The following is a 23915-nucleotide window of genomic DNA, read 5'->3' as shown; positions in this document are numbered from 1 at the left end:
TCGCGATTTTACGCTTTTTATAAATTTTCTTATTTTTTATAATATTCGCTTTTCAAAAACCTTAGCACATGTAAATTTTATAAATATGCAAATAATATGCTATAATGATAAACGTTGTTATTTTACATATTAAAATAAAGGAGAAGTGTTATGTTATCAATACAAGACTTAACTAAAGTTTATCGTGGCGGTAAAAAAGCTGTAGATAGTATCAGTATGGAAATTGAATCTGGTGAATTTATAGCATTTATTGGTACGAGTGGTAGCGGTAAAACTACTGCTTTAAGAATGATTAATCGCATGATTGAACCCACTGGTGGAACAATCACTTTAAACGGGAAAGATTTAAGCAAGATGAATGCAGTAAGTTTAAGAAGAAGTGTAGGATATGTCATTCAACAAATTGGTTTAATGCCACATATGACAATTCGCGAAAATATTGTTCTAGTTCCTAAATTATTAAAATGGAATAAAGAAGAAAAAGAAAAGAAAGCAAAAGAGCTTATTAATTTAGTTGATTTACCTGAAAGCTATTTAGATTTATATCCCTCTCAATTATCTGGAGGACAACAACAACGTATAGGTGTCGTTAGAGCGCTAGCAGCAGATCAAGACATTATCCTTATGGATGAGCCGTTTGGTGCCTTGGACCCTATTACGAGAGATACACTCCAAGATCTTGTCAAAACGCTACAACATAAATTAGGAAAAACAATTATCTTCGTAACACACGATATGGATGAAGCTATTAAGTTAGCAGATAGAATTTGTATCATGTCTGAAGGAGAAATTGTTCAATTTGATACACCTAATAACATTCTTAAACACCCAGCTAATGATTTCGTTAGTGAATTTATCGGTCAAAATAGATTGATACAAGATAGACCTAACTTAAAAGTGGTAGATGACGCTATGATTAGTGCTATTACAATTACTTCTGAAAAAACAATAGACGAAGCTGTAACATTAATGCGTGATAGACGTGTCGATGTTCTATTTGTTACGAATCTCAAAGGTAAATTAGTAGGTTGTATTGACATTGAAGACTTAAATGAAGGCTATCGAAAAGGTAGCGATATTATCGATATGATGGACCGAAATGTTTACACTGTTAAAACAGGTACGATGCTTCAAGATTCAGTGCGTACAATACTTAAGAGAAACGTTAGATTAATTCCTGTTGTCGATAACCAAAACTTAATCAAAGGTGTTATAACAAGAGCTAGCCTTGTTGATATAGTTTATGATTCAATTTGGGGATTAAATGAAGAAGAAGCAAAAACAAGTGATATTAAATAAGGAGTGAACAATTGTGATAGAATTTCTTCAAGTTAATGGACAAGAACTATTTCAAAAAACAATAGAACACTTCTATATCTCTTTCGTTGCGCTTTTACTAGCAATGGTTGTTTCAATACCTTTAGGCATCGTGTTAACACGAACGAAAAAACTTGCCAAAATAGTATTGTCAATAGCTAGTGTTCTACAAACCGTGCCATCTTTAGCGGTATTAGCAATTATGATACCTTTCTTAGGGGTCGGTAAATTACCTGCAATTATTGCATTATTTATTTATATTTTATTACCTATACTAAACAATACGTACATAGGCATTAATAATGTTGATAAAAACGTTAAAGGTGCCGGCATTAGTATGGGGATGACTAAATTCCAAGAAATGTATATGGTTGAACTCCCTCTAGCCATTTCTGTAATCATGAGTGGTATACGCTTATCTAGTGTATATGCTATCAGTTGGGCAACTTTAGCAAGTTTCATAGGAGCAGGTGGTTTAGGTGACTTTATCTTTAACGGGTTAAACCTATATCAACCAGACCTAATAATCGGTGGTGCAATTGCGGTTACAGCAATCGCGCTAATTATGGATTTTGTACTTTCTAAAGTCGAAGAATGGGTTACACCTAAAGGGTTAAAAGTTTCAAGATAAGGAGGAAACATAAACATGAAAAAATATTTTAAATTGTTTATTCCGATAGTTACGCTAACAGTAATTTTATCCGGATGTTCCCTACCTTTTCTTGGAGGAACTGGTGATAAAAACTCTGTAAAAATCGGAATGCAAAACACAAGTGAATCACAAATAATAGGTCATATAGATAGACTAATGATTGAACATGAAGCAAAAAAAGATAATGTTAACGAAAATAATATTCAAATGATTAATAATTTAGGTTCTTCAACTGTTACATTCAACGCAATGAATACAGGTGACGCTAATATATCCAGTGCACGTTACACAGGTACAGATTTAACTGGCGCTTTAAACATGGACCCTATTACAGATCCTGATAAAGCTTTGAAAGTTGTAAGAAAAGCTTTCGATGAAGATTATAATCAAAAATGGTACGGTTCATACGGATTCGAAAATACTTACGCTATGATGGTTACAAAAGAAACAGCTGAGAAATATAACCTTAAAAAAGTATCGGATATGAAAAATGTTGCAGATAAATTAGAGGCAGGCGTAGACTCTTCTTGGATGAAACGACCTGGTGATGGTTATCCTGCTTTCAAAGAAAAATATGGTTTTGACTTCAAACGTACAAGACCTATGCAAATCGGTTTAGTATATGATGCATTAAATACTGGAAAAATGGATGTAGTCCTTGGATATACAACTGATGGTAGAATCGCAAGTTATGACTTAGTTGTATTAGAAGACGACTTACGTTTCTTCCCTCCATATGATGCAAGTCCTCTAGTTACTGAAGAATTAATTAAAGAAAAACCTTATGTAGATAGAGCGATGAAAAAACTCGAAGGAAAAATTTCAACTGAACAAATGCAAAAATTAAACTACGAAGCTGATAATAACTTAAAAGAACCAGCTGTAGTTGCTGAAGAATTCCTTAAGAAACATAATTATTTTGACGACGAAAAGGACGGTGAGTAAATTGACGAATGGAAATGTATTAACACAATTAATTGAATACTATAAGTATAATGGTGGTTATATTTTTCAACTATTCTTAGACCATTTACTCATTTCTGTTTATGGCGTATTATTTGCGGTTATAGTAGGTATACCATTAGGCATTATTATTGCAAGATATTCTAAATTATCAGGTTTCATCATAACTTTAGCAAATATCATACAAACCGTACCTGCTTTAGCACTATTAGCTATTTTAATGCTAGTTATGGGATTGGGTTCAAATACAGTTGTTATGACTGTCTTCCTATATGCCCTACTCCCTATCATCAAAAATACTTATACTGGTATTAAAAACGTAGATAGCGGAATCAAAGACGCGGGTAAAGGTATGGGAATGACTTCTAAACAAGTATTAACGATGGTCGAACTACCATTATCACTTTCCGTAATGATTGGTGGTATAAGAATTGCATTTGTAATCGCAATTGGTGTTACAGCTATAGGATCATTCATCGGCTCTTCATCCCTTGGTGATATAATCATTAGAGGTACAAATGCTACAGACGGTACATCACTTATCCTAGCTGGTGCAATTCCAACAGCTTTACTAGCAGTACTAAGTGATATTGTGTTAGGGTATATAGAAAGAAAATTAGATCCTACTAAGCGTAAGCAAAAGGAACCTCAACCACAAACACTTTCGGAGTGATAAAATGAAATTTATATTAAAAATACTCATTGCATTTGTTGCAATATTAATACTTTCACCCAAGAAAAAACTTAAGTAAATGTAATAAAATGGACATAAATATAATAATTTTTGCAATTAAATTATATTTAATGTTACCATGTTTAAAACAAGGGAGGAAGCCAAATGAAATTCAGAGTATTAGGCAGTTTATTTTTATCTTCATCTCTATTATTAGCAGCTTGTGGAAATAGCGGTGATGATGATTCAGGAAAGAAAACTGAAAAAAAAGAAGAAACTAAAAGTGCTAGTCAAGTAATATCTGATTTACAAGACAATGCTAAAGATGTTAATAGTTATCATACAGATAATGCGATTGCAATGAAACCTAAAGACGGTGAATCACAAAAAGTCAAAGTCGGCATGGATGTTGACGAAAAAGAAACAGCAAAACTAGTAACAAATCAAGCCGGTCAAGAAATGACGATTTACGTACAAGGTAAAAAAATGGTAGCTAAAGCGAACGATCAATGGATAGATTTATCATCTCAAGTAGATAACATGGATATAGATAGTTCATTAGATCAATTAAACTATGAAAAATACGTTAAATCATTAGATGGATTCAAAGATGCTAAAGCTAAAAAAGTCGATGATGGATATGAATTAAAATATAACATCAAAAATAAAGAAGACTTCAAAAAATTAGCTAGTTCATCAGGTAATAAAGACCAACTTGAACAATTTGAAGATCAAATTGATGACGTTTCTGGTGATGCAGTTCTTAAAGTAAATAAAGATAATGAAATTGAATCATATATTTTAGATTCTAAACTTAAAAAAGACAAAGACACAGCAAATATCAAGACAAAAGTTACTTATGATAAAATCAATGATATAGATGAAATTAAAATTCCAGACGAAGCAAAAGATGCTAAGAAAATAGAAGACTTACAAAAAGAGCAATCTTCTGATCAGAAATCTTCTGAAAGCTCAAATTCAGATGAAGCATCATAATATAACGATAGAAAGTCCGAGGCATATATAATATGTCTCGGACTTTTTTAATTATTTTAGCAGTATATAATTGGACTGACAATACGCTTATATCAAGTGTTTCGATATTAAGCATCTGTGTTATGTAGAGATACTCTTATTGGATTAAGCATGATATTAGCTCACATAGACACTATCTTCTATTAAAAGTGATTTATCATATAAAAAAACAGCCAATCCTTTTCCTGGATTGGCTGTTTTTATAGAGTTAGAATTTATTTTCTAGCCTCTTCTTGTTCTAGTTTTTTATCTAATTCTTTTATAGAAAGTGATTTATCAGTATCTTTATATTTATAAACAATATAGTACTTACCTTCTGTTTTTAAATCTGAATAGAATTCTGCAATAATACGTGCGTTACTTTGTGCCCATTTAATATCCGTTGCATATTGATGTACACCTGGTTTCTCAGGATTCCATCTCATACTATATAAAGTATTTTGCTCTGGATTTGATAAATAGTGATCATGAATAAACTTAGCACCGCCTGATATTGCTTTATGTGGGGTATCCCAACCTTTTTTCTTAGCATATCTAGCTCCAGTACCTATTGGATCTTCATCTAATGCGCCTACACCATAGAAATTGTAGTATTTCTTACCATCAGATTCTTCTTTAGAATTTGTCACTTTTCCTTTATCCGTTAATAATACACCATTAGCTAGTTTACTCTTATTATTACCTGTTTCTAAAATAGCATGACTAATTAAGTACACCTCATTAACATGTTCTTGTTTAGCAGCATCTAAAAATTGATTTGAGTATTTCTCAAGTGCTCCTCTTTCTCTTAGCATGTGGTGGAATCTTTTTTCATCAATACCTTGATACTCTGATAAATTTAAAAACTGATAAACTTGTTTTTTATCATTTAGTATCTTTTCAACATCCATTACATCATGTATTTCACTTCTTGACGCATTCTTCCAATTGCCTGACTCTGTTGCTACCTGCATTTTCGTATCATTTTTATATTGTTTTTCAACGGCTTTACTTAAAGTTAGTGGTACCTCTACATTTTCTTCTTGTTTATCTACTTCGTAAAACTTTAAATGATTTGAAATTAAATAATAGAACAGGCCAACAATTATTGCTAAAACTAATAATAATACGACTATATTTTTAATTGTTTCTAGCCTGGCATTCTTCATCGTTTCACCTCTAAATTTGTAAACTTATAACCGATATCATTTTGATTAACTATTTTTAAAAAGTTTACCTCTTATATTTTAAAGGATTACAACGGAATATTCAAAATTTAAATTATTAAGTTTTAATTACTATTATATTTCAATTCAAATAAAAAAAGCAGACATACTTTAAAAGCATGTTTGCTTATTTATAAGGTGTATAGTCCATGAAAATAAATGACATTGCAGCTGATCTATTTTTATAGTTGTAATGACTTAGATTAATCGTTCCTTCTTCTTCGCCATTTCTATAATTCATAAATCGGTTTACATTGTTAATCATTACAAAATCAGCATTATCTCTAATATTATTTAGTTCATTGTTTCTCGCAAAAAAATGTTCTAAATTTAAGTGTTCATAATCCATAAGATGAACCTCCTAGTCTTTGCCCCAATAAAACATATGTCCATATATATCCAAATATACACGTTATTATGGCAATTGTAAATCATTTAAACGTATAATTTTTAATGTGCTTTTTTATGTTTTATTTCGGCTATATTTTTATATTTTTTACGTAAATTTACGTTTTATTTTGTTTAATCTATATTAGACCTTTATATATGTTGTTTTCAAATTAAACGCTTGTTCCTAAAATATATCTAATTATTACATCCGGAAATACTAGTGTGCATGCCCACAAAAAGAGGCAACCATGTTAGACAAGCAATTCAATTTGAATTATAAAAAATACGAAAAGATGATACATCATCTTTTGCATCAACACCAAATTAAATATCATTACGATGATTACTTTCAACTTATGGTTATAAAACTATGGGATTTATTAAAATCCTATGATGAATCGAAATCTACAAATCAGGAAAAATACATTTATTTAAAGTTAAAGTATTATTTAATCGATTGTCTAAGAAGAAATATTAAAGAAATAAACCGTTTTTTGCCTACGTCTGATTATACACTACTTGATCAATCGTACAGTGATTTTTATCAATATGAATTATATAGTTTATTGGAGATTTTAAATGAAGAGGAGTTGACTTGGCTCAATTTAACATTACAAGGTTTTTCTACAAACGAAATAAGCATATATATGAATAAGAGTCCTTCATCAATTAAAAGATATAGAAAATCAACTAGAGAAAAATTGAAATCGGAATTCTTATTTTAGATTTTAACAATGAGCTATACACTGTCAGCATTTATATATAAAATATTAAGTGTTAGGAGGTGTAGTTACTGAAGACATTAATTTGTGCAGACATGACCTTTTTAAAACGTTCAGAAAATCCTATATATAAATACCAAATAGAATATATACAGCATCCAATCCAATACACTAACCTTCCTGTTAAAACCCTTATAGACGATGCTTTAAAAATTGAAGGTGCTAATATGCGCACTCGCGAACAATATGCTAAATATATTTTGAAAGTTCATAAACTTATTCCTCTCATGATTTACGCTACACAAGACTTTGTTCTATTCCCTACTACATCAAAATCTCACTTTGATTATATGTTAATCAATGCTAAGCAAATACAACATATTGAACCATTGTCATATCATACAGAAATAAAATTCAAGAATAATAATACTATCAAGATAGATCAAGATTATCATCTGATTAGTAAAAAGTTTGGTGAATCCTTAAGACTCATACACTACCAAAAATATCATTTAAGGATTTAAAAAAGAGTGGGCACATGAAATCTTATAATAAAATTAGACTCATTACCCACTCTCTTTAAAATGCATTTTATTATTTTGTTAATTTACTACTCACACCAGAAAGTAAAGCTTGATAAGCACTATTAAAGAAAGTTAGTAATACTTCATCTCTTCTCATAATGCTTTCTAAGTCTTCTTCATAAATTAAAAAGCTACCATCTTTACCATTGTATTCAGCATAAGAGGGTTCAACTTGTTTTAAATTTATTTTATCTTTTTTAAATGGATTAATCTTCAGAACATAGTATGGCGACTCTCTATACTTATCTCCAAAATAATAACATAATGAAACTGTATATTCATCATTACCTTCAACATAAAAAATAGAAGTAACATCAAATTTATCCCAGAATAAACCTGTTTTTACATCTTTAATATTTCTTGAATGTAGAAATTGATAATGATCGTATTGTGCTTGTTGCATCAAGCGAAGCGCGTGATAAGCTATTTTAGGATTAAAAGTACGTTCTTTATCATCCTTATCTAATGTTGTTTCATAAGGTATATTATAAGGTTTCGTATTAATTTTAATTGTTATATCATGTTCTTCTAATATTTCGAAAATAAATTCATAATATTCCTGAATTGTTTGTCCTGTTTTTATTAGTAATGAGTGCTCTTCTTTGTCTACTTTCACAACCAATGTTTGATCCAATAAATCTAAAGTTATTTCAAATTCATGACCATTACTTTGTAATACACCTGTTGATAAACCAACTTGATTAACTGTCAGCATGACATGTTTATATAGTGGCTCTGGTTCTTTTGTTTCTATACAACACTTACCCATTATTTGTGCTATATATCTTATAGTTGCTCGTGTTTCACGCCACTCGTCAAAATATAATAAACTCATTCATGACACCCCCTACATATGCTACGATAAATCTTTGAGCCATTTGGCTATTAGTATTCTTTTTGTGAAGTAAGCATTTACCCACTTTATGCCTTTATAACCAATGAAAAGTAATACGACACCTAGAATGATGTAGAGTAGCTGAAATAATAGCGCCTCACTTAAAGGTTTTGTAAAGTATAAAGTGAATGTACCTAAAATTAACAATGCTGCCGTAATGAGAATACCTACCATGAGGACGTTACCAAATAGTAGTCCGCCTAACGTCATAGCTTTATCTATTGAACTCGGTGGTTTAGCTTTATCTATAATTTCTTTCTCAAGAAAATTAGAAACAAAATGACTAGGTTTACCATGTTGCTCTAATAGATTTTCATTGCTATTTAGCATCTCTGTAGCAACTTCTTTTTCTTTATTGTTTATAAACCACAATTTTTTATAAACAACTGATTTATATTGTTCGTTATTCATGCAACACCTCTAAATGTCATTAGTAAATTTATTATAACATTAATCAATATACGTTGGGATTAAATTAATCTTAGATTTAAACTATTAAATAAAACCTATTTTATGCTCGTTCAAGATAACGTTCTATAATTTCTTCAGCCTTTACATTCTTATCTAAAATATTTATATGACTAAAGTCCAAGTCTTCTGTAATATCATGTGTTATAACAATAACATCCATTCCAGCATCAACAGCTGCTTGAGCTCCATTAGGTGTATCCTCAATTGCTAAGCACTTATCAGGTTCTACGTTTAATTCATGAGCTGCCTGAATATATAATTCCGGATTAGGTTTTACAAATGCTACATCTTCTCTTCCTTTTATAACATTTATATTTTTATTCAACTCTAAACGTTCAACGTTATGTATTATATCTTTTTTGTAACTACTAGTAGCAATACCCATCTTCAAATTAGTTTCCACACTATAATCGTATAATTTTTTAACTTCTGGTTTTAGTGGTAAATTGTATGTGCCTTTATAATGATCTTCAAACATTTCTTTTAATGCAATTTCTGAACCTAGTGCATTAAATATTTTTTCATCTAATTCTTTTGATACTGATCCGATTGAGGCTATATATTCATCTAAAGATATAGGTGGATTTTTATAATTTTCAATATGCTTATTTAGTGTATTAAATAAATGAATCTCTGTATCTATAATTGTACCGTCAAAATCGAAAATAATTGCTTCGTACATATTTAACACTCCATTCTAAAAAAATAAAAGTCACGAAATCGTGACTTATTTGTATTTTATAAACCTTCTGATTTTAGAGTTAACTCTAAACGATCGATAATATTCTCCAATTGTATAATACTTAACCCTTTTTCTTTAGCAATTGCTTCTTGATTAGATGCTAAATATTGGACAATAAGTTGTAAAGGGACAATTGCTCCACACTTTTTATTATCCTCATTAATAATAAATAACCCGTCTGATTTACTTAAATTTAAATCTTGTTGTTCTTCCGAACTAAGATCGCCTTGAAAGTAAACTTCACCATGCTCAAAATTTTGATGTTTTCTTTCTTCTAAACTTATAACGGCTTCGTGAATACTTTCTTGATTTAAGCCTTTATAAAATTTATTTATTATATTTTTTCGACTTTTTTTGTCATTGATTAAAGTTACATTTGTAAGCACAGTAATTCACCTCATCTCATTTATTCAATTTTAACATTTTATTCTGAATTTTTAGAGTGTTTTAATATTACATTTTGGATACATTTATTACATGGCTTTTTCTAAATTCACTAAAGTTTCATAATTTTCCACTTTTTCATATTGTATTTATTTTCTTGAAGTTATACCTTTAACTAGGCGAGAATAAATAAAGAAATCGGGGATGTTATTGTGAAACAAGTTTATAACCCATTAAGACGTTTACATTTTTACGCAGCATTTTTTATTACGCCTTTACTTCTAACTTTATCTTTAACAGGCATTGGTTATTTATTTTTTACCAATGTAGAGAATCATATATATGAGGATGAATTTTTCTCAAATAGCGAAACAAAAGGTCATCAATCATTAGATGGTGCAGTTAAAGAAATACAAGAAGTTTATAAAGGATACGAAATCAAAAAAATAAGTATTATGGATGAACCTTACAATAACCGTGTCACAATCGGTAATGACAAAGGAGACTCTAGATACATATTTTTAGATGAACATAATCAAAGAGTGGCTAATCAAAATGCTAAATTCACTTATTCAAATGTACTTAGAGAATTGCACAGCTCTTTATTTGTTGGTGGTACAATCGTAAATTATTTAGTTGAATTAGCAGCATGTTGGACAATCTTTATGATACTATCTGGTGTTTATTTAACTTTCAAATCAAAAGCATTAAAGAATACTAAAAAGAAAAACGCATTCTTATTTAATAGACGACTACATGCAATAGTTGGATTAATCATAGCTATACCTATTTTTATAGTAGTCTTAACAGGCTTACCTTGGTCGGCGTTTATGGGAAAACAAATTAATCAGTTTGCAGAAGATCATCCAAAGTTAGGATATACAGCATTAAAATCTAACCCTCCAAAATCTGAGGATAATGAATTACCTTGGGCAACTAGAACTAAAGAAAAACCGAAATCGGAAAAGGATGCACATGCAGAGCATCATGGTAATTCAACAAGTATGATTGGTACAAATGGTCAACAAAGCTTAGAGAACATTATAACTCAAAGTAAACAAGATGACATTAAAGAACCCTTCTCAATAGTATATCCAGGAGATAAAGATGGGGTCTTCACTGTTTCTAAAAGCAGTAACAGTGGTGTAACTGGTCTAGACGTTCCACCTAAAGAAGAAACTACAGCTTATTATGATCAATATTCTAGCAAACAATTAGGTAAAGTTGACTATCAAGATTATGGAATTGTAGGGAAATGGTTTAGCTATGGTATTCCCCTTCACGAAGGTCATCTATTCGGTACAGCAAATAAAGTAATGAATTTACTAGTTTGCATCACATTCATAGGTGGCATAGTATTAGGTTTTATCACTTGGATGAAACGACGAAAAACTGGTACCTTTGGCGCTCCTCCAATTGTTAAAGGAAAGTGGTCACTTGGATTAATAATACCACTAGTGTTGTTAGGCATAATAATGCCGTTGTTTGGAGCTTCATTAGTGATTGTAGCAATAGTTGAATTTATATTATGGAAAAAAACTCAAAAAACCGTTACCTAAATATAACTAATAAAAATAAGCATATCACTTTCAAACTGAGATAATCAGTTAAGTGATATGCTTATTTATTTTGAATTAGGATCTAGGTCCCGAACTCAATCTTTATAGTAAATATTCTTAATGGCTTTCATCATAATCATTACAAACCGCTTCTAATAAATATCTTAATTCATCATCATCCATATCATCTGGTACTCTCACTTTGATTAAATGGTTTTGTTTTGTTATGACATGAAAGTAATGATGATCATTTTCATAGCCTTTTCCTAATATTTGCATGCATAACATCCCCTTTTGTTTTTATCGAACGCTATGACCATAATATACCATATTGATATGATTATTATTATGAATTAGTTTTAATTTATAGTAAATAACACAAGAATCAATCTATACTTTTGATTATCTTAGCTGGATTTCCTCCGACTACTTTATTAGAAGGAACGTCTTTAATCACTACTGCTCCAGAGGCAATTACTACATTATCACCGATAGTGACCCCAGGATTAACAACAACGCTACCGCCAATCCAAACATTATCACCAATTACTATCGGTTTAGCAAATTCTAATCCGGAATTTCTTTCACCTGGATCAATTGGGTGTGTCGCTGTGTATAATCCTACATTAGGACCAAACATACAATTATCACCGATATGTATTGTAGAAACATCTAACATTGTACAGTTGTAGTTAGAATAAAAATTTTCTCCTATAAAAATATTATATCCATAATCAACATTAAATAGTGGATTAATTTCAAAGTTTTCTTTATAACCACCTAATAATCTTTGTAGTACTTTTTTTCTTTTGTCTTTTTCTTTAATCGGTAATTGGTTAAACTCATATGTTAATTCGCGTGCTTTTTTTCTATCTTCTACTAATTCATTGTCACTCGGTAAATATAAGTCCCCTCTTATCATTTTCTCTTTTTCAGTCATATTATCGTTCCTTTCTATTAATGAAACATCATTTTACATTATACATTTAATATAAACAAATAGAGAGTAAGACTAGAATTGAAAAATATTTTCAATCCAATCAACAATTGCCAATGTAACGAAAGAGTTAGGAACATAATTCCTTAGTTCGTTTTTGGATGGGACTGATCAAAAAGCAAGAGTTGATATCGTTATTGGATTTTCTATCTCATTAATCCAAATACACACACCTTTATTGGATTTTCTAAGACAATAATCCAACTAACCATACCTTTATGAAGTGCACCACAAAAGTTGAACCAAAAATAAAGCACTTTTGTAAATCTTCACGAGAAAAGTCTAAAATGAAACATGATTTAATTGTTGCTATAATAGCAACAAATATAAGAAAAATAGGAAATTTAAAAATCAGAAAAACGAGTCTGAGACATATTTATGTCCCAGACTCGATAAGTTTTTTATAAATTAGGTTCAGGGTGAACATAAGACGAATATACCCCTGATTTTTGTAATTCTTTTTCAACTAAGTCACATATATCGTGAGCTTCGTCTAAAGAAAGTTTTTTATCTACAACAATTGTAACATCTAAAAACACACTATTTCCGTGGTATCGGCCTTTAATCGATGGAACATCTATTACACCAGGTATTTTAGATATATCCTCACTATAATTGTTTAAATCTTTTTCGTGAAATCCGTCACTAAGTGTAAATATAGATTCTTTAAATATTGAAAAACCAGTAAACACAATAATCACACCTAAAATAACTGCTAAGACAATATCCACTATAGGAAATCCAATTTGTGTGAATATTAGACCTATACCAGTACCAATACTGACTAATGCATCGGATAAGTTATCTTTAGATGCAGATTTTAAAGATGTACTCTTTGTTTTCTTTGATAACGAATCATTAAATTTATATACGAGAAGCATGACAATACCACTGATGAAACTGACCCATATTGTTAAAGTGCTAGGTTGACCGTACTCTCCAGTGAAAAGTATAGGTATATTAGATGATATAACTTGAATACCTACGAACATGATTATAAATGAAACGATTAAAGTTGTGATATTCTCAGTCTTCATATGTCCATACGGATGATTCTTATCTGCTGGCTTTATAGATATTTTTAATCCTACTAATACAGCCACTGAAACGAAAATATCCGTTAAGTTATTTAAACTATCTGCTCTTAAAGCAGAAGAATGATAACTGGTACCTACTATATATTTTATAATTGAAAGAATGATATACATAACAATACTAATATATGCACCCTTTTGAGCTAGTCTTAAGTTGTTTGCCATATTGTCCACTCCATTTTTGTCATTGAAATATGATTATATAACAAAACAACAGACAAGTTAATGAATTAGCTATCGTAAAATAATATTAATTTAGTGGGTTAATTCTAGTTTAGGTCTACCTATAATTTAATATTTATTTCAGTAAAAAGGAGCTTGGTATATTATGTACCAAACTCCATTTTTATAACTTCACAATATTAATTATAAAATGCTTAAACCACTTGCTTTAATATCTTTAGCGAAACCTTTAACTGTATCTACTGATAATTCATTTACATCTCTTCCAATGTTAGGAACCTTAGCCACTACATCTTTTGGACATGTAATAATATCAACACCAATTTCATCTGCTTGAACGACATTAAATAATTCTCTACAGCTTGCCCATAACAATTTCACGCCTTCTTTGCTATGACAAACTTTTTCTGCTTCTTTCATTAAAGGAAGTGGATCTACACCAGTATCAGCAATACGTCCTGCAAATACAGATACGTATGTTTCAACCCCCGGTTTAATCACTTCAACAATTTCTTTTACTTGTTCTATTGTATATACTGCCGTAACGTTTACTTTCACGTCATTCTCTGACAGTTTTTTAATAAGTGAAATCATAGATTCACCTTTAGTATTAACGACAGGAATTTTTACGAATACATTTTCACCGTATTGTTTTAAAATTTCCGCTTCTTTTTCCATAGTTTCTATATCATCCGCAAATACTTCAAATGAAATTGAAGCGTCTGGGATTGCTTTAACTGCTTCTTCAGCAAATGTTTTATAGTCAGTAACGCCTGCTTTTTTCATTAAACTAGGATTTGTAGTAAAACCATCTACTTCATTATTTTGGTATGCTTGCTTCATTTCTTCGATGTCTGCACCATCAGCAAATACTTGTACTTTTAGATTACTCATGCTATTCATTCCTTTCAATTTATGTAACATTATCGTACCACAATTTGCAATCGCTTACTAAATTATTTGATTTATATAACATTTGTTAAGCTTCCTTAAATGTAATTTCAATAGTTTTATGTCATAATATACATAAATATAAGTTTAATTATAAATATGATTTATATATTTAAAATATGGATTAACTAGGCGGTGAGTTACGATGATTGACAAGCATGAAATAATTAAACACTTCAAGCTATATTCAACGGGCTCCTTTCTAGGAGACGAAGCCATCATAAATAATAGAAAGAAAAGTTTAGTCGAACGCTATTATATCTTTTCTTATTATTTAGAAATTAACGATTTTAAAATTTTAATCAATACTGGTTTTTCAGAACGCGTTAAGCCTAGCACCGATTTAAAAACTTTAAAACTTTTTCATAGACAAGATTATAAAGTTTTTGAAACGTTGCCAAGTCAACTTATGAAAGACCATATTCATCCTGATCAAATTGATTACTGTATTATTACAAATTTCGCTAGTCACCACATTGGATATTTAAATGCTTTTAAAAACGCTACGATTATCACTTCTCATGAAGCTTATCATGATTTCATAACACAACAAGTTTCAAACAATAGCCTACAATTGAGTTTCCATGTTATGCCTGATGACTTTAAAGATCGTATAGAGTTTATAGAAAATTTTTCGAAAGTTGATGATTCTGTTCTTGGTAAAGGATTTAAAATTTTTAATAATGATTCACTAATAAGTTATTATTTACCTGGAGCAATGCCTGGTCAATTTGGCTTAATGATGAAATTTCAAGATTTAAATATATTCATGTGTAGTGACGCTGCATGGTGTCGTTCAAATTTAGACAAAAATGAACTTCCTACAAAACGATTACTTAAACAATCATACAATGGCGAGCGTTTTATAGAAACCCATATGAAATTAATTGATTTTAAGCATAGCAGTAACAAAAAGTTATTTATTCTTCCAAGCCACTGTAAAAAGATGGATGATTTTGAAGAGGTATTAAAGTTATTAGATGCATTGAATTAACATTTATGATAACATAAGCGATTATATGGAAATTTTGGAGGCCATCATGGATAAAGCTAAACGCTATTTTTATATATCAGTTGTACTCATGATTATTAGTTTATTTTTAAGTGCACAGAATCCTCTCATAGAATCATGGTTTGGATCTCTAGTATCACTTGTATTAATCAGCAGTATTTTAAACGGTATTCTATTACTTATTGCTGTTATTACAACTGATAAGTCAATTAAATATCAAACTGAAAAGCATAAAACTATTGCGAAAATCAGTAAATTTTTACCAATTTTATTATTTGTAGTTATTATTTACCACATTGTCGTTATAGTGAAATTCTTTGGTATAATTTAAGGTTAGGATATTATCAATGTCTCAACCTCTGTCATGATATTGACAGTAACTGACTGGAATGAAAAATGCGGTTATATCGAGCTTTTTTTACTCCTAGTCACCCTTACCGGGGCGGTACTACGAAATCTTTTTTGAAAAATAAGATTTCTGTCCCGCTCCTTTTTATTTTGGAGGTTTTTATATGATTTATGTCGTAATATTTATAGGTGGTGCAATTGGAGGTGGATTACGCTATCTTTCAAGTTTTATTATTTCAAGTAATACCTTCCCCTTCTCGACTTTATCAGTAAATCTAATTGGTGCTCTTCTTATGGGTATTTGCTCTACTTATTTTATAAAATATTTTAAAAAACACCCTTATATACAGAAAATGATAACAACTGGTTTCTTAGGTGCGCTCACTACGTATTCTAGTCTAAGTTTAGAAACAATACACTTGTTAAAAAGCGGACAATTTATATTAGCTTTTACTTATGTAACTATAAGTATTATCTTAGGATTTATATTTGTTGCTCTCGGATATAAGAAAGGGACAGAGGAAAAATGATATTAATTTTAATAATGATAGGCTCTGGTGTAGGAGCAGTACTTAGACATATGACAAATCAAATTATCAGTAAATTTTTCACGCAAAGTTTCCCCTTTGCTACATTAATCGTTAATGTTGTTGGAAGCTTTATTATTGGTCTTTGTGCACAATATATAGCAGAAAGTTCACATATTTATTCGATATTAGCTATCGGTTTTTGTGGAGGTTACACAACTTTTTCAACACATATACTTGAAGTATATGAACGTTACTTATTAAAATCATATAAACAAATGATATTATATATAGCATTAACGGTTATATTATCATTAACTGCTTGTTATTTAGGCTATATCATTTAACAAATTTCAAAGTTTTTTAAAGTAATAACACCTATACTTAGGCATTCATACACTTAAAAATTCGAAAAAATTCTCCCAATCCAAAATTTTAAAATCTAACGGATTAGGAGAATTTATTTATATTTTACTTATTCACCTTATTTACCAGTAAATTTCTCTGGGTCAGGTCCAATTCTTTCGTCTTTATTTAAATTATTTAATCGTGACAATTGATCTTCATTTAATTCAAAATCAAAAACATTTAAATTCTCTTCAATTCTTGATGGTGTTACTGATTTAGGTATCACAACTATATCTTCGTCAATATTCCATCTAATGATAACTTGAGCCGGTGTTTTACCTATTTCTTTTGCTATCTCTTTAACTGTTTCATCTTCTAAAATTTGTCCATTCATTAATGGAGACCATGATTGAGCTACAATTTTTTGTGCTTTTAAGTATGTTCTTAAGTCTTTTTGAGTTAGATATGGATGGCATTCAATTTGATTAATCACTGGTTTAATAGATGCTTCTTGTAACAAACTTTCTAAATGTGAAACATTAAAATTACTCACACCTATATTTTTAATTTTTCCATCGTTATATAAAGCTTCCATTGCTTTCCACGTTTCAGCAATTAATTCTTTATCGTCTCCAGGCCAATGAATCAGATATAAATCTACATAGTCTAGCCCAAGTCTTTGTAATGAAGCTTCATATGCATTTTGGACATTTTCCATACCGTAATCCGTCATCCATAATTTAGTAGTTATAAATAAATCTTCTCTATTTAAGCCTGCTGATTCTAAACCTTCTTTAATACCTTGGCCTACTTTTTCTTCATTTTTGTAAGTTTGTGCTGTATCTATATGACGGTAACCACTTTCTATAGCATGTTTAACCGCTTCTCTACATTCATCATTGTTTTCAACTCTAAACGTTCCTAATCCTAGTGCTGGTATTGTATTACCATTGTAAAATTCTACTTGTTTCTGTGTCATGTTATTTCCTCCTGGTTTTATCTTTATAATAGTATTGAAGCTACTTTTGTTTCTAGATATGGCTCAATACCTTCTGAACCGCCTTCTCGGCCAAAACCACTTTCTTTCATACCACCGAACGGGATATGTGCAGCACTTGGACCTCCATCATTCCAACCAATCACACCATAATTTAAGTTTTCATATAATTCTATGCCAGTTGCATAATTTTCTGTAAAGAAATATGCTGCTAAACCAAATGGTGTATCATTCGCCTTCTTGATTACTTCTTCTAATGAGTTATATGTTTGAATTGGTATAACTGGTCCAAATGTTTCTTCAAACATAATTTTCATATCATCAGTAACTTCAGATAGAATAGTTGGCTCTACAAAATAACCACCATTTTTATAACTATCTCCTCCAGTTACTACACGGGCACCTTTACTAGTTGCATCATCAATATGTGATTTTATTTTCTCAAATCCATCACTATTGATTACAGGACCAATGTCAGTAGATTCATTTTGCCCGTTACCTACTTTCAATTTGTTCACTTCAGATTTTAATGAAGATTCAAATTTATCTTTAATAGATTCATGTACATATATTCTATTAGCACATACGCAAGTTTGACCAGCATTTCTAAACTTAGATGCTATTGTACCTTGTACGGCTTTTTCTATATCAGCATCTTCATGAACAATTAAAGGTGCGTGCCCTCCTAATTCTAACGTAACTTTTTTAAGAGTTGAACTAGATTGCTCCATTAATTGTTTACCTACTGGTGTAGAACCAGTGTAAGTGATTTTAGAAATTAATTCATGGCTTGTAAAGATTTTACCAACGTCTTTACCTGAACCATTAACGTATTGTATAACATCTTTATCAAAACCAGCTTCATGAGCTAAATCTACAAATTTCATTGTTGTTAATGGTGTATCTTGTGCAGGTTTACAAATAAATGTACATCCTGCTGCTAGAGCTGGCGCTGCTTTTCTTGTCATCATTGCTGCTGGGAAATTCCATGGTGTAATACTTGCGACAACACCCACCGGTGCTCTAGTTACGATTAATCTTTTATTATCTACATGCTCTGGTATTGCTCTGCCATAAGTTCTTTTAGCTTCTTCAGCAAACCATAAAATGTAATCTGTAGCATACTTTACTTCACCTTTTGATTCTTTTAATGGTTTACCACTTTCTTTAGTCATAGTTAACGCAATTTCTTCTTCTTGTTCTAAAATGAGCTCACGCCATTTATATAGAAGTGCACTTCTTTCGTGAGCTGTTGTTTTTTTAAATTTTTGAAAAGCATGATGAGCATTTTCAATCATTTCGTTAATCTCTTCTTCACTATTATTGTTCAAAGTTTCAATAATTTCTTCCGTAGCAGGATTTCTAACATCAAATTGTTTCTCACTCATTTTCACAACCACCTTTTCATATTATTTATAAAAAAAGAAAACGCTACTATTATTGTAGCGTTTTCTGCTTAAGGATTAAACTTTTCTAACTCGTCCATTATTCTTTCTAGATCTTCAACACTGTATTGGAATCTTCCATGGAATACAAATTTATTGAAGAAATGTTGTAATTGTTGTTCACCAACAAGCACTTTAATATTTGGATCTTGTGAGTAATTACTAATTGTGGCTTCATCCACTTCATCAGGATGGAAATAGATGATTGGTGTTGGCGTATATTTAAGTTCGAGTTGTCTTTGTAATTCTTCAGATGTTTCGTCCACTTCTTTAACTTTATCAGTATAATCATGAAATGCAGCTGATTTTTTACTAGCTTGTTTTTCAAGGAGTAAAGTTTGTTCTTTTTTAGGATTTAAATCCAATGTTTCAAACACTTGCCCAAGTACAGGGAACTCACTAAATTGCTGTTCAGTTATACCATGATATATATGGCCGTTTACCAAATTAGAGTCAATAACATAAATACCAGTTCTCGTTAAAACAATATGATCGATTTGATGTACCTTACCTAAAGGATCTTTAGGTAAAAAGATATTTGCCATTATATGCATATCTTCAGGTCTTATTCTTCGTTCATTAACAAGTTGATCACGGAGATCTAATAAATGTCTATCAGTTATATATTCTCCTTCATTTTTCGAAAATATTTTTAATGAGTCAATTTCTCTTTCTTTTTGAGAAATTTCAACTTGATGCTCTTCTTTTTGTTTAGATAGAACCTTTTTGTTTTCTACTCGTTCATGGTCCAATTTTTCTTTGTGTTCAGATTTAAGTGACTCATTTTGCTTCTTATGTTGTTCCTGAACTTTCGCCAAAGAATTCTTTCTTTGTTTTAATGAAACAAAGAACAATATGATAAATATTATCGCAATAACGACAGCTGCGATTAATCCATAATGAATCGGTTCTAATTGACTCATATTTGCTGATCGCTCCCTTTCTTATGTATTACATCTATTATAGTAAATATTATAAATAAATTCAGTATATATCTTCAATATTCTTCTCTAATTTAAGCATTATTTTTTGATTTTTTAAATACATCGTACATTTCTATAGTTAATACACACTTTATTAGTAAATTAAAATTCTCAGATATCTAAGAATATATATAAAAAGAATCTCACCACTAGATCATATAACTAATGATGAGACTCTTTTTTAATACTGATTTTACTTTTAGGTTTATTTATTTACTAAATCTTTTAATAATTCTACTTTATCCAATTGTTCCCATGGTAATTCTACATCAGTTCTACCAAAATGACCGTATGCTGCAGTCTTTTTATATATTGGTTGTCTTAAGTTTAGCATTTGAATAATACCCGCTGGTCTTAAATCAAATAATTCTCTTATTTTTTCTACTAGTACATTTTCTTCAACTTTACCAGTACCAGCAGTGTCAACAGCAATTGAAACAGGTTGTGCTACTCCAATTGCGTATGCAAGTTGAACTTCACATTTATCAGCTAGGCCGCTAGCTACGATATTTTTAGCTACATAACGAGCCGCATAAGCACCAGATCTATCAACTTTAGTTGGGTCTTTACCACTGAAGCAACCTCCACCGTGTCTAGCATAACCACCATATGTATCAACGATGATTTTTCTACCTGTTAAACCTGCGTCTCCTTGTGGCCCACCAATAACAAATCTTCCAGTAGGATTAATAAAGAATTTTGTTTGATCATCTAATAATTCCTTAGGAACGATTGGATATATAACATGATCTTTAATATCTTGTTGAATTTTTTCTAATTCTATTTTTTCATGATGTTGTGAAGAAACAACAATAGTATCTACTCTTAAAGGTTTATCATTTTCGTCGTATTCTATTGTTACTTGTGTCTTTCCATCTGGACGTAAATATTCTAAAGTGCCATCTTTACGTACATCAGTTAATCTTTTTGACAACTGATGAGCTAGATATACTGGTAACGGCATATATGTTTCAGTTTCATTTGTAGCATAACCAAACATTAAGCCTTGGTCTCCAGCACCGATAGACTCAATTTCACTATCTGTTAAATCATCTCTATCTTCTAAAGCACAATCAACACCTTGAGCAATATCAGGTGATTGTTCATCGATAGCTGTTAGTATTGCCATTGTTTGGAAATCATAACCATACTTCGCTCTAGTATACCCTATATCTTTTACAGTCTCTCTTACTACTTTCGGAATATCTACGTATGTTGAAGTTGATATTTCTCCTGAAATTAAAGCCATACCTGTAGTTACAGTTGTTTCACAAGCGACTCTCGCTTTTGGATCACCTTTTAGTAATTCATCTAAAATTGCATCAGATATTTGGTCGGCAATTTTATCAGGATGTCCTTCTGTTACTGATTCGGATGTGAAGAGTCTTCTGTTTTTTGACATAAAAAATCTCCTTTAGATTATGTTGTACGGTCTCTTCCTCAGTGCAAATAAAAAGTGCCTTCTCTCTATAAAACAATAGAGAGAAGGCACACTCGTGTCCATTCGCTCTTATCGTTCAGACAATATTGGTCTGCAAACGGTTTGGCACCTTCCTTTCATTTAGAAAGAGGTTGCTGGGTTTCATTGGGTCCATGTCCCTCCACCACTCAGGATAAGAGAATCCGTCAGAAATGATAATACTAAAGTTTTAGAATTATGTCAATGAAACACGAAATAAATATTTTGTCATAAACTTTTAACAATAAATTCGTTTATTAGTATAGACTATTTATCTCAATGTGTTATACTAATTCCATGAAAATGCTTACAAAATAATTTTTAGACATGGGGGTCGTCATTTATGGCAATACAGTCAATTACAGAATCAATCGAATTAACTAATCTTCTTAGCAAAGAAACAACTTTAAAACAACTTTCTAGATCTGAGTTGTACAAACACATTTTAGAATCAGGTGAAGGTGTGTTAACTGAATCCGGAGCTATTAGAATGGAAACTGGTAAATACACAGGTCGCTCACCTAAAGACAAATTTATTGTTAAAGAAGAGGACACGGAACAAGATATAGATTGGGGTTCTATAAACCAGCCTATTTCTGAACACAGTTTTTTAAATTTATATGATCAAGTTATTGACTATTTAAACCAAAAATCACAACTTTATGTCTTCAACGGATATGCGGGTGCCGATGAATCTACTCGTTTAGATTTACGTGTTATAAACGAACTACCTTGGCATAATTTATTTGCACAAAATATGTTTATCCGCCCTGAAACAAAAGAAGAGGCTTTAAATATCAATCCTAATTTCACAATAATAAGTGCCCCTGGTTTCAAAGCAGACCCTGAAAAAGATGGAACAAACTCTGAAACATTTATTATTACTTCTTTTAAACATCGTGTAATTTTAATTGGCGGAACAGAATATGCTGGAGAAATGAAAAAAGGTATTTTTTCAGTTATGAATTACCTTCTTCCTAAAAAAGGTATCATGAGCATGCACTGTTCTGCAAATGTTGGATACAATAATGACGTTGCTTTATTCTTTGGTCTATCTGGAACAGGAAAAACAACTTTATCAGCTGATCCAAACAGAAAATTAATTGGTGATGATGAACATGGTTGGAACGAAAATGGCGTATTTAATATTGAAGGTGGCTGTTATGCTAAAACTGTAAGTTTAAGCCAAGAAAAAGAACCTCAAATATATGATGCTATTCGTTACGGTACAGTCTTAGAGAATGTTGGTGTGCAAAAAGATGGTACGGTTGATTATGACGACACAACATTAACTGAAAACACACGAGCTGCATATCCAATTGACTTCATTGATAATATCGTACAACCGTCAATTGCAGGTCATCCAAATACTATTATTTTCTTAACAGCTGACGCATTTGGTGTGTTACCACCTATTTCAAAACTTGATAAATCTCAAGCTATGTATCATTTCTTAAGTGGTTTCACTTCTAAATTAGCTGGTACAGAAAGAGGCGTAACGAGCCCTCAACCAGTGTTTTCAACATGCTTCGGTTCACCGTTCTTACCATTACATGCAACAGAATATGCTGAGTTACTCGGTAAATTAATTGATGAACATGGCGTAGACGTTTACTTAGTAAATACAGGATGGACTGGCGGAGAATATGGTGTTGGTTCTAGAATGGAATTAAAATATACTCGTTCTATGATAAGACGTGCAATAAGCGGAGAAATTAAAAACTCCGAATTTATTCAAGATGAAATATTCGGTTTGAATATTCCTAAACATGTAGCTGGCGTACCTTCAGAAATTTTATATCCTCGTAATACTTGGGTATCTCAAGAAGCGTATGATGAAAAAGCTAAACAACTTGCAAAGGACTTTAAAGAGAATTTCTCTAAATTCGGTGAAGCCTCTGAACACATTCAAGAAGAAGGCGGATTTAATTATAATCGAATTTAATCTTATATTAGAACAAAAAACTGAGCCCATTTAT

27 protein-coding genes and 1 riboswitch are annotated in these 23915 nt (G+C 30.8%); of the genes, 13 read left to right on the top strand and 14 right to left on the bottom strand.

Translation table 11 applies throughout. The features are described from left to right. Positions 1-150: 150 nt before the first annotated feature. The 5 genes from LQ688_RS00550 to LQ688_RS00530 all read left to right on the top strand — a co-directional run bounded on the left by LQ688_RS00550 (position 151) and on the right by LQ688_RS00530 (position 4601). Positions 151-1299: a betaine/proline/choline family ABC transporter ATP-binding protein gene (locus LQ688_RS00550; protein WP_017000840.1), complete on the top strand. Its 1149-nt coding sequence runs from the start codon at positions 151-153 to the stop codon at positions 1297-1299. Positions 1300-1312: 13 nt separating this feature from the next. Then, positions 1313-1948 carry an ABC transporter permease gene (locus LQ688_RS00545; protein WP_070044677.1) on the top strand — a complete coding sequence of 212 codons (636 nt, stop codon included), beginning with the start codon at positions 1313-1315 and terminating at the stop codon, positions 1946-1948. A gap of 15 nt (positions 1949-1963) precedes the next feature. Beyond that, positions 1964-2914, top strand: coding sequence for an osmoprotectant ABC transporter substrate-binding protein (locus tag LQ688_RS00540; protein WP_017000842.1), 951 nt, complete (start codon positions 1964-1966; stop codon positions 2912-2914). 1 nt (position 2915) lies between these two features. Continuing rightward, positions 2916-3605 (top strand): ABC transporter permease, encoded by a 690-nt coding sequence (locus LQ688_RS00535; RefSeq protein ID WP_135032669.1) that lies wholly within the window; start codon positions 2916-2918, stop codon positions 3603-3605. Between the two features lie 165 nt (positions 3606-3770). Then, positions 3771-4601: a DUF6612 family protein gene (locus tag LQ688_RS00530; protein ID WP_070044676.1), complete on the top strand. Its 831-nt coding sequence runs from the start codon at positions 3771-3773 to the stop codon at positions 4599-4601. A gap of 254 nt (positions 4602-4855) precedes the next feature. Here the strand turns inward: LQ688_RS00530 and sagB are convergent, their stop codons facing one another. Both sagB and LQ688_RS00520 read right to left on the bottom strand, forming a co-directional pair. Further along, entirely contained in the window at positions 4856-5788 is a 933-nt protein-coding gene (gene sagB / locus LQ688_RS00525; protein WP_064211334.1) for a peptidoglycan release complex glucosaminidase SagB, read from the bottom strand. Between the two features lie 184 nt (positions 5789-5972). Beyond that, positions 5973-6194 carry a hypothetical protein gene (locus LQ688_RS00520; RefSeq protein ID WP_017000846.1) on the bottom strand — a complete coding sequence of 74 codons (222 nt, stop codon included), beginning with the start codon at positions 6192-6194 and terminating at the stop codon, positions 5973-5975. Positions 6195-6483: 289 nt separating this feature from the next. Between LQ688_RS00520 and LQ688_RS00515 the strand changes: the two genes are divergently transcribed. Together LQ688_RS00515 and LQ688_RS00510 are read left to right on the top strand one after the other, a co-directional pair. Continuing rightward, the gene (locus tag LQ688_RS00515) at positions 6484-6960 is read left to right on the top strand and encodes a sigma-70 RNA polymerase sigma factor region 4 domain-containing protein (RefSeq protein WP_239703712.1); all 477 of its coding nucleotides are present in this window, start codon (positions 6484-6486) and stop codon (positions 6958-6960) included. Positions 6961-7052: 92 nt separating this feature from the next. Next, positions 7053-7481, top strand: a complete 429-nt coding sequence (locus LQ688_RS00510) for a competence protein ComK (RefSeq protein WP_239752516.1) — start codon at positions 7053-7055, stop codon at positions 7479-7481. Between the two features lie 70 nt (positions 7482-7551). Here LQ688_RS00510 and LQ688_RS00505 read toward each other — a convergent pair whose 3' ends face one another. From LQ688_RS00505 to LQ688_RS00490, 4 genes are all read right to left on the bottom strand, one after another. Continuing rightward, positions 7552-8376 carry a DUF5996 family protein gene (locus tag LQ688_RS00505; RefSeq protein WP_017000849.1) on the bottom strand — a complete coding sequence of 275 codons (825 nt, stop codon included), beginning with the start codon at positions 8374-8376 and terminating at the stop codon, positions 7552-7554. 21 nt (positions 8377-8397) lie between these two features. Further along, the gene (locus LQ688_RS00500; protein WP_017000850.1) at positions 8398-8847 is read right to left on the bottom strand and encodes a hypothetical protein; all 450 of its coding nucleotides are present in this window, start codon (positions 8845-8847) and stop codon (positions 8398-8400) included. A gap of 100 nt (positions 8848-8947) precedes the next feature. Beyond that, positions 8948-9589, bottom strand: a complete 642-nt coding sequence (locus LQ688_RS00495) for an HAD family hydrolase (RefSeq protein WP_239752515.1) — start codon at positions 9587-9589, stop codon at positions 8948-8950. 56 nt (positions 9590-9645) lie between these two features. After that, positions 9646-10035 (bottom strand): hypothetical protein, encoded by a 390-nt coding sequence (locus LQ688_RS00490; protein WP_064211336.1) that lies wholly within the window; start codon positions 10033-10035, stop codon positions 9646-9648. A gap of 210 nt (positions 10036-10245) precedes the next feature. Here LQ688_RS00490 and LQ688_RS00485 point away from each other — a divergent pair, with 210 nt between their 5' ends. Beyond that, on the top strand, positions 10246-11592 hold the full coding sequence (locus LQ688_RS00485) for a PepSY-associated TM helix domain-containing protein (RefSeq protein WP_239752514.1): 1347 nt from the start codon (positions 10246-10248) through the stop codon (positions 11590-11592). A gap of 117 nt (positions 11593-11709) precedes the next feature. Here LQ688_RS00485 and LQ688_RS00480 read toward each other — a convergent pair whose 3' ends face one another. The 4 genes from LQ688_RS00480 to LQ688_RS00465 form a co-directional block, all read right to left on the bottom strand. Further along, complete coding sequence (locus tag LQ688_RS00480; RefSeq protein ID WP_239705923.1) at positions 11710-11871, bottom strand: hypothetical protein; 162 nt, start codon at positions 11869-11871, stop codon at positions 11710-11712. Positions 11872-11977: 106 nt separating this feature from the next. Continuing rightward, on the bottom strand, positions 11978-12532 hold the full coding sequence (locus LQ688_RS00475) for a sugar O-acetyltransferase (RefSeq protein ID WP_070045734.1): 555 nt from the start codon (positions 12530-12532) through the stop codon (positions 11978-11980). A 458-nt stretch (positions 12533-12990) separates the two neighbouring features. Continuing rightward, positions 12991-13848 (bottom strand): cation diffusion facilitator family transporter, encoded by an 858-nt coding sequence (locus LQ688_RS00470; protein ID WP_017001143.1) that lies wholly within the window; start codon positions 13846-13848, stop codon positions 12991-12993. Positions 13849-14049: 201 nt separating this feature from the next. Beyond that, positions 14050-14760: a transaldolase gene (locus LQ688_RS00465; protein ID WP_017001142.1), complete on the bottom strand. Its 711-nt coding sequence runs from the start codon at positions 14758-14760 to the stop codon at positions 14050-14052. Positions 14761-14962: 202 nt separating this feature from the next. Here LQ688_RS00465 and LQ688_RS00460 point away from each other — a divergent pair, with 202 nt between their 5' ends. From LQ688_RS00460 to crcB (LQ688_RS00445), 4 genes are all read left to right on the top strand, one after another. Then, positions 14963-15811, top strand: a complete 849-nt coding sequence (locus LQ688_RS00460; RefSeq protein ID WP_017001141.1) for an MBL fold metallo-hydrolase — start codon at positions 14963-14965, stop codon at positions 15809-15811. A gap of 46 nt (positions 15812-15857) precedes the next feature. Next, positions 15858-16160 carry a hypothetical protein gene (locus LQ688_RS00455; RefSeq protein WP_017001140.1) on the top strand — a complete coding sequence of 101 codons (303 nt, stop codon included), beginning with the start codon at positions 15858-15860 and terminating at the stop codon, positions 16158-16160. 181 nt (positions 16161-16341) lie between these two features. Next, positions 16342-16707, top strand: coding sequence for a fluoride efflux transporter CrcB (gene crcB / locus LQ688_RS00450; protein ID WP_064211340.1), 366 nt, complete (start codon positions 16342-16344; stop codon positions 16705-16707). Beyond that, positions 16704-17051 (top strand): fluoride efflux transporter CrcB, encoded by a 348-nt coding sequence (crcB, locus tag LQ688_RS00445; RefSeq protein ID WP_017001138.1) that lies wholly within the window; start codon positions 16704-16706, stop codon positions 17049-17051. The genes crcB (LQ688_RS00450) and crcB (LQ688_RS00445) overlap by 4 nt, the downstream gene beginning before the upstream one ends. Positions 17052-17188: 137 nt before the next feature. Here crcB (LQ688_RS00445) and LQ688_RS00440 read toward each other — a convergent pair whose 3' ends face one another. The 4 genes from LQ688_RS00440 to metK all read right to left on the bottom strand — a co-directional run bounded on the left by LQ688_RS00440 (position 17189) and on the right by metK (position 21879). Then, a complete protein-coding gene (locus tag LQ688_RS00440) occupies positions 17189-18031 on the bottom strand; it encodes an aldo/keto reductase (protein WP_218688430.1) in 843 nt (280 codons plus the stop codon). A gap of 23 nt (positions 18032-18054) precedes the next feature. Then, positions 18055-19437, bottom strand: coding sequence for an NAD-dependent succinate-semialdehyde dehydrogenase (locus LQ688_RS00435; RefSeq protein ID WP_239724654.1), 1383 nt, complete (start codon positions 19435-19437; stop codon positions 18055-18057). Between the two features lie 68 nt (positions 19438-19505). Further along, positions 19506-20417: a nuclease-related domain-containing protein gene (locus LQ688_RS00430; RefSeq protein ID WP_064211344.1), complete on the bottom strand. Its 912-nt coding sequence runs from the start codon at positions 20415-20417 to the stop codon at positions 19506-19508. 265 nt (positions 20418-20682) lie between these two features. Beyond that, positions 20683-21879, bottom strand: a complete 1197-nt coding sequence (gene metK, locus LQ688_RS00425; RefSeq protein WP_064205308.1) for a methionine adenosyltransferase — start codon at positions 21877-21879, stop codon at positions 20683-20685. 105 nt (positions 21880-21984) lie between these two features. Beyond that, a riboswitch (SAM riboswitch) is annotated at positions 21985-22097 on the bottom strand. 182 nt (positions 22098-22279) lie between these two features. Between metK and pckA the strand changes: the two genes are divergently transcribed. Beyond that, a complete protein-coding gene (gene pckA, locus LQ688_RS00420) occupies positions 22280-23881 on the top strand; it encodes a phosphoenolpyruvate carboxykinase (ATP) (protein WP_147641042.1) in 1602 nt (533 codons plus the stop codon). Positions 23882-23915: the final 34 nt, after the last annotated feature.

It is taken from the genome of Mammaliicoccus sp. J-M40 (assembly GCF_022386395.1).
In the GTDB taxonomy this organism is placed as follows: domain Bacteria; phylum Bacillota; class Bacilli; order Staphylococcales; family Staphylococcaceae; genus Mammaliicoccus; species Mammaliicoccus lentus.
Note: the sequence above shows the minus strand (reverse complement) of the source record. Positions and strands in the feature narration are given on the sequence as shown.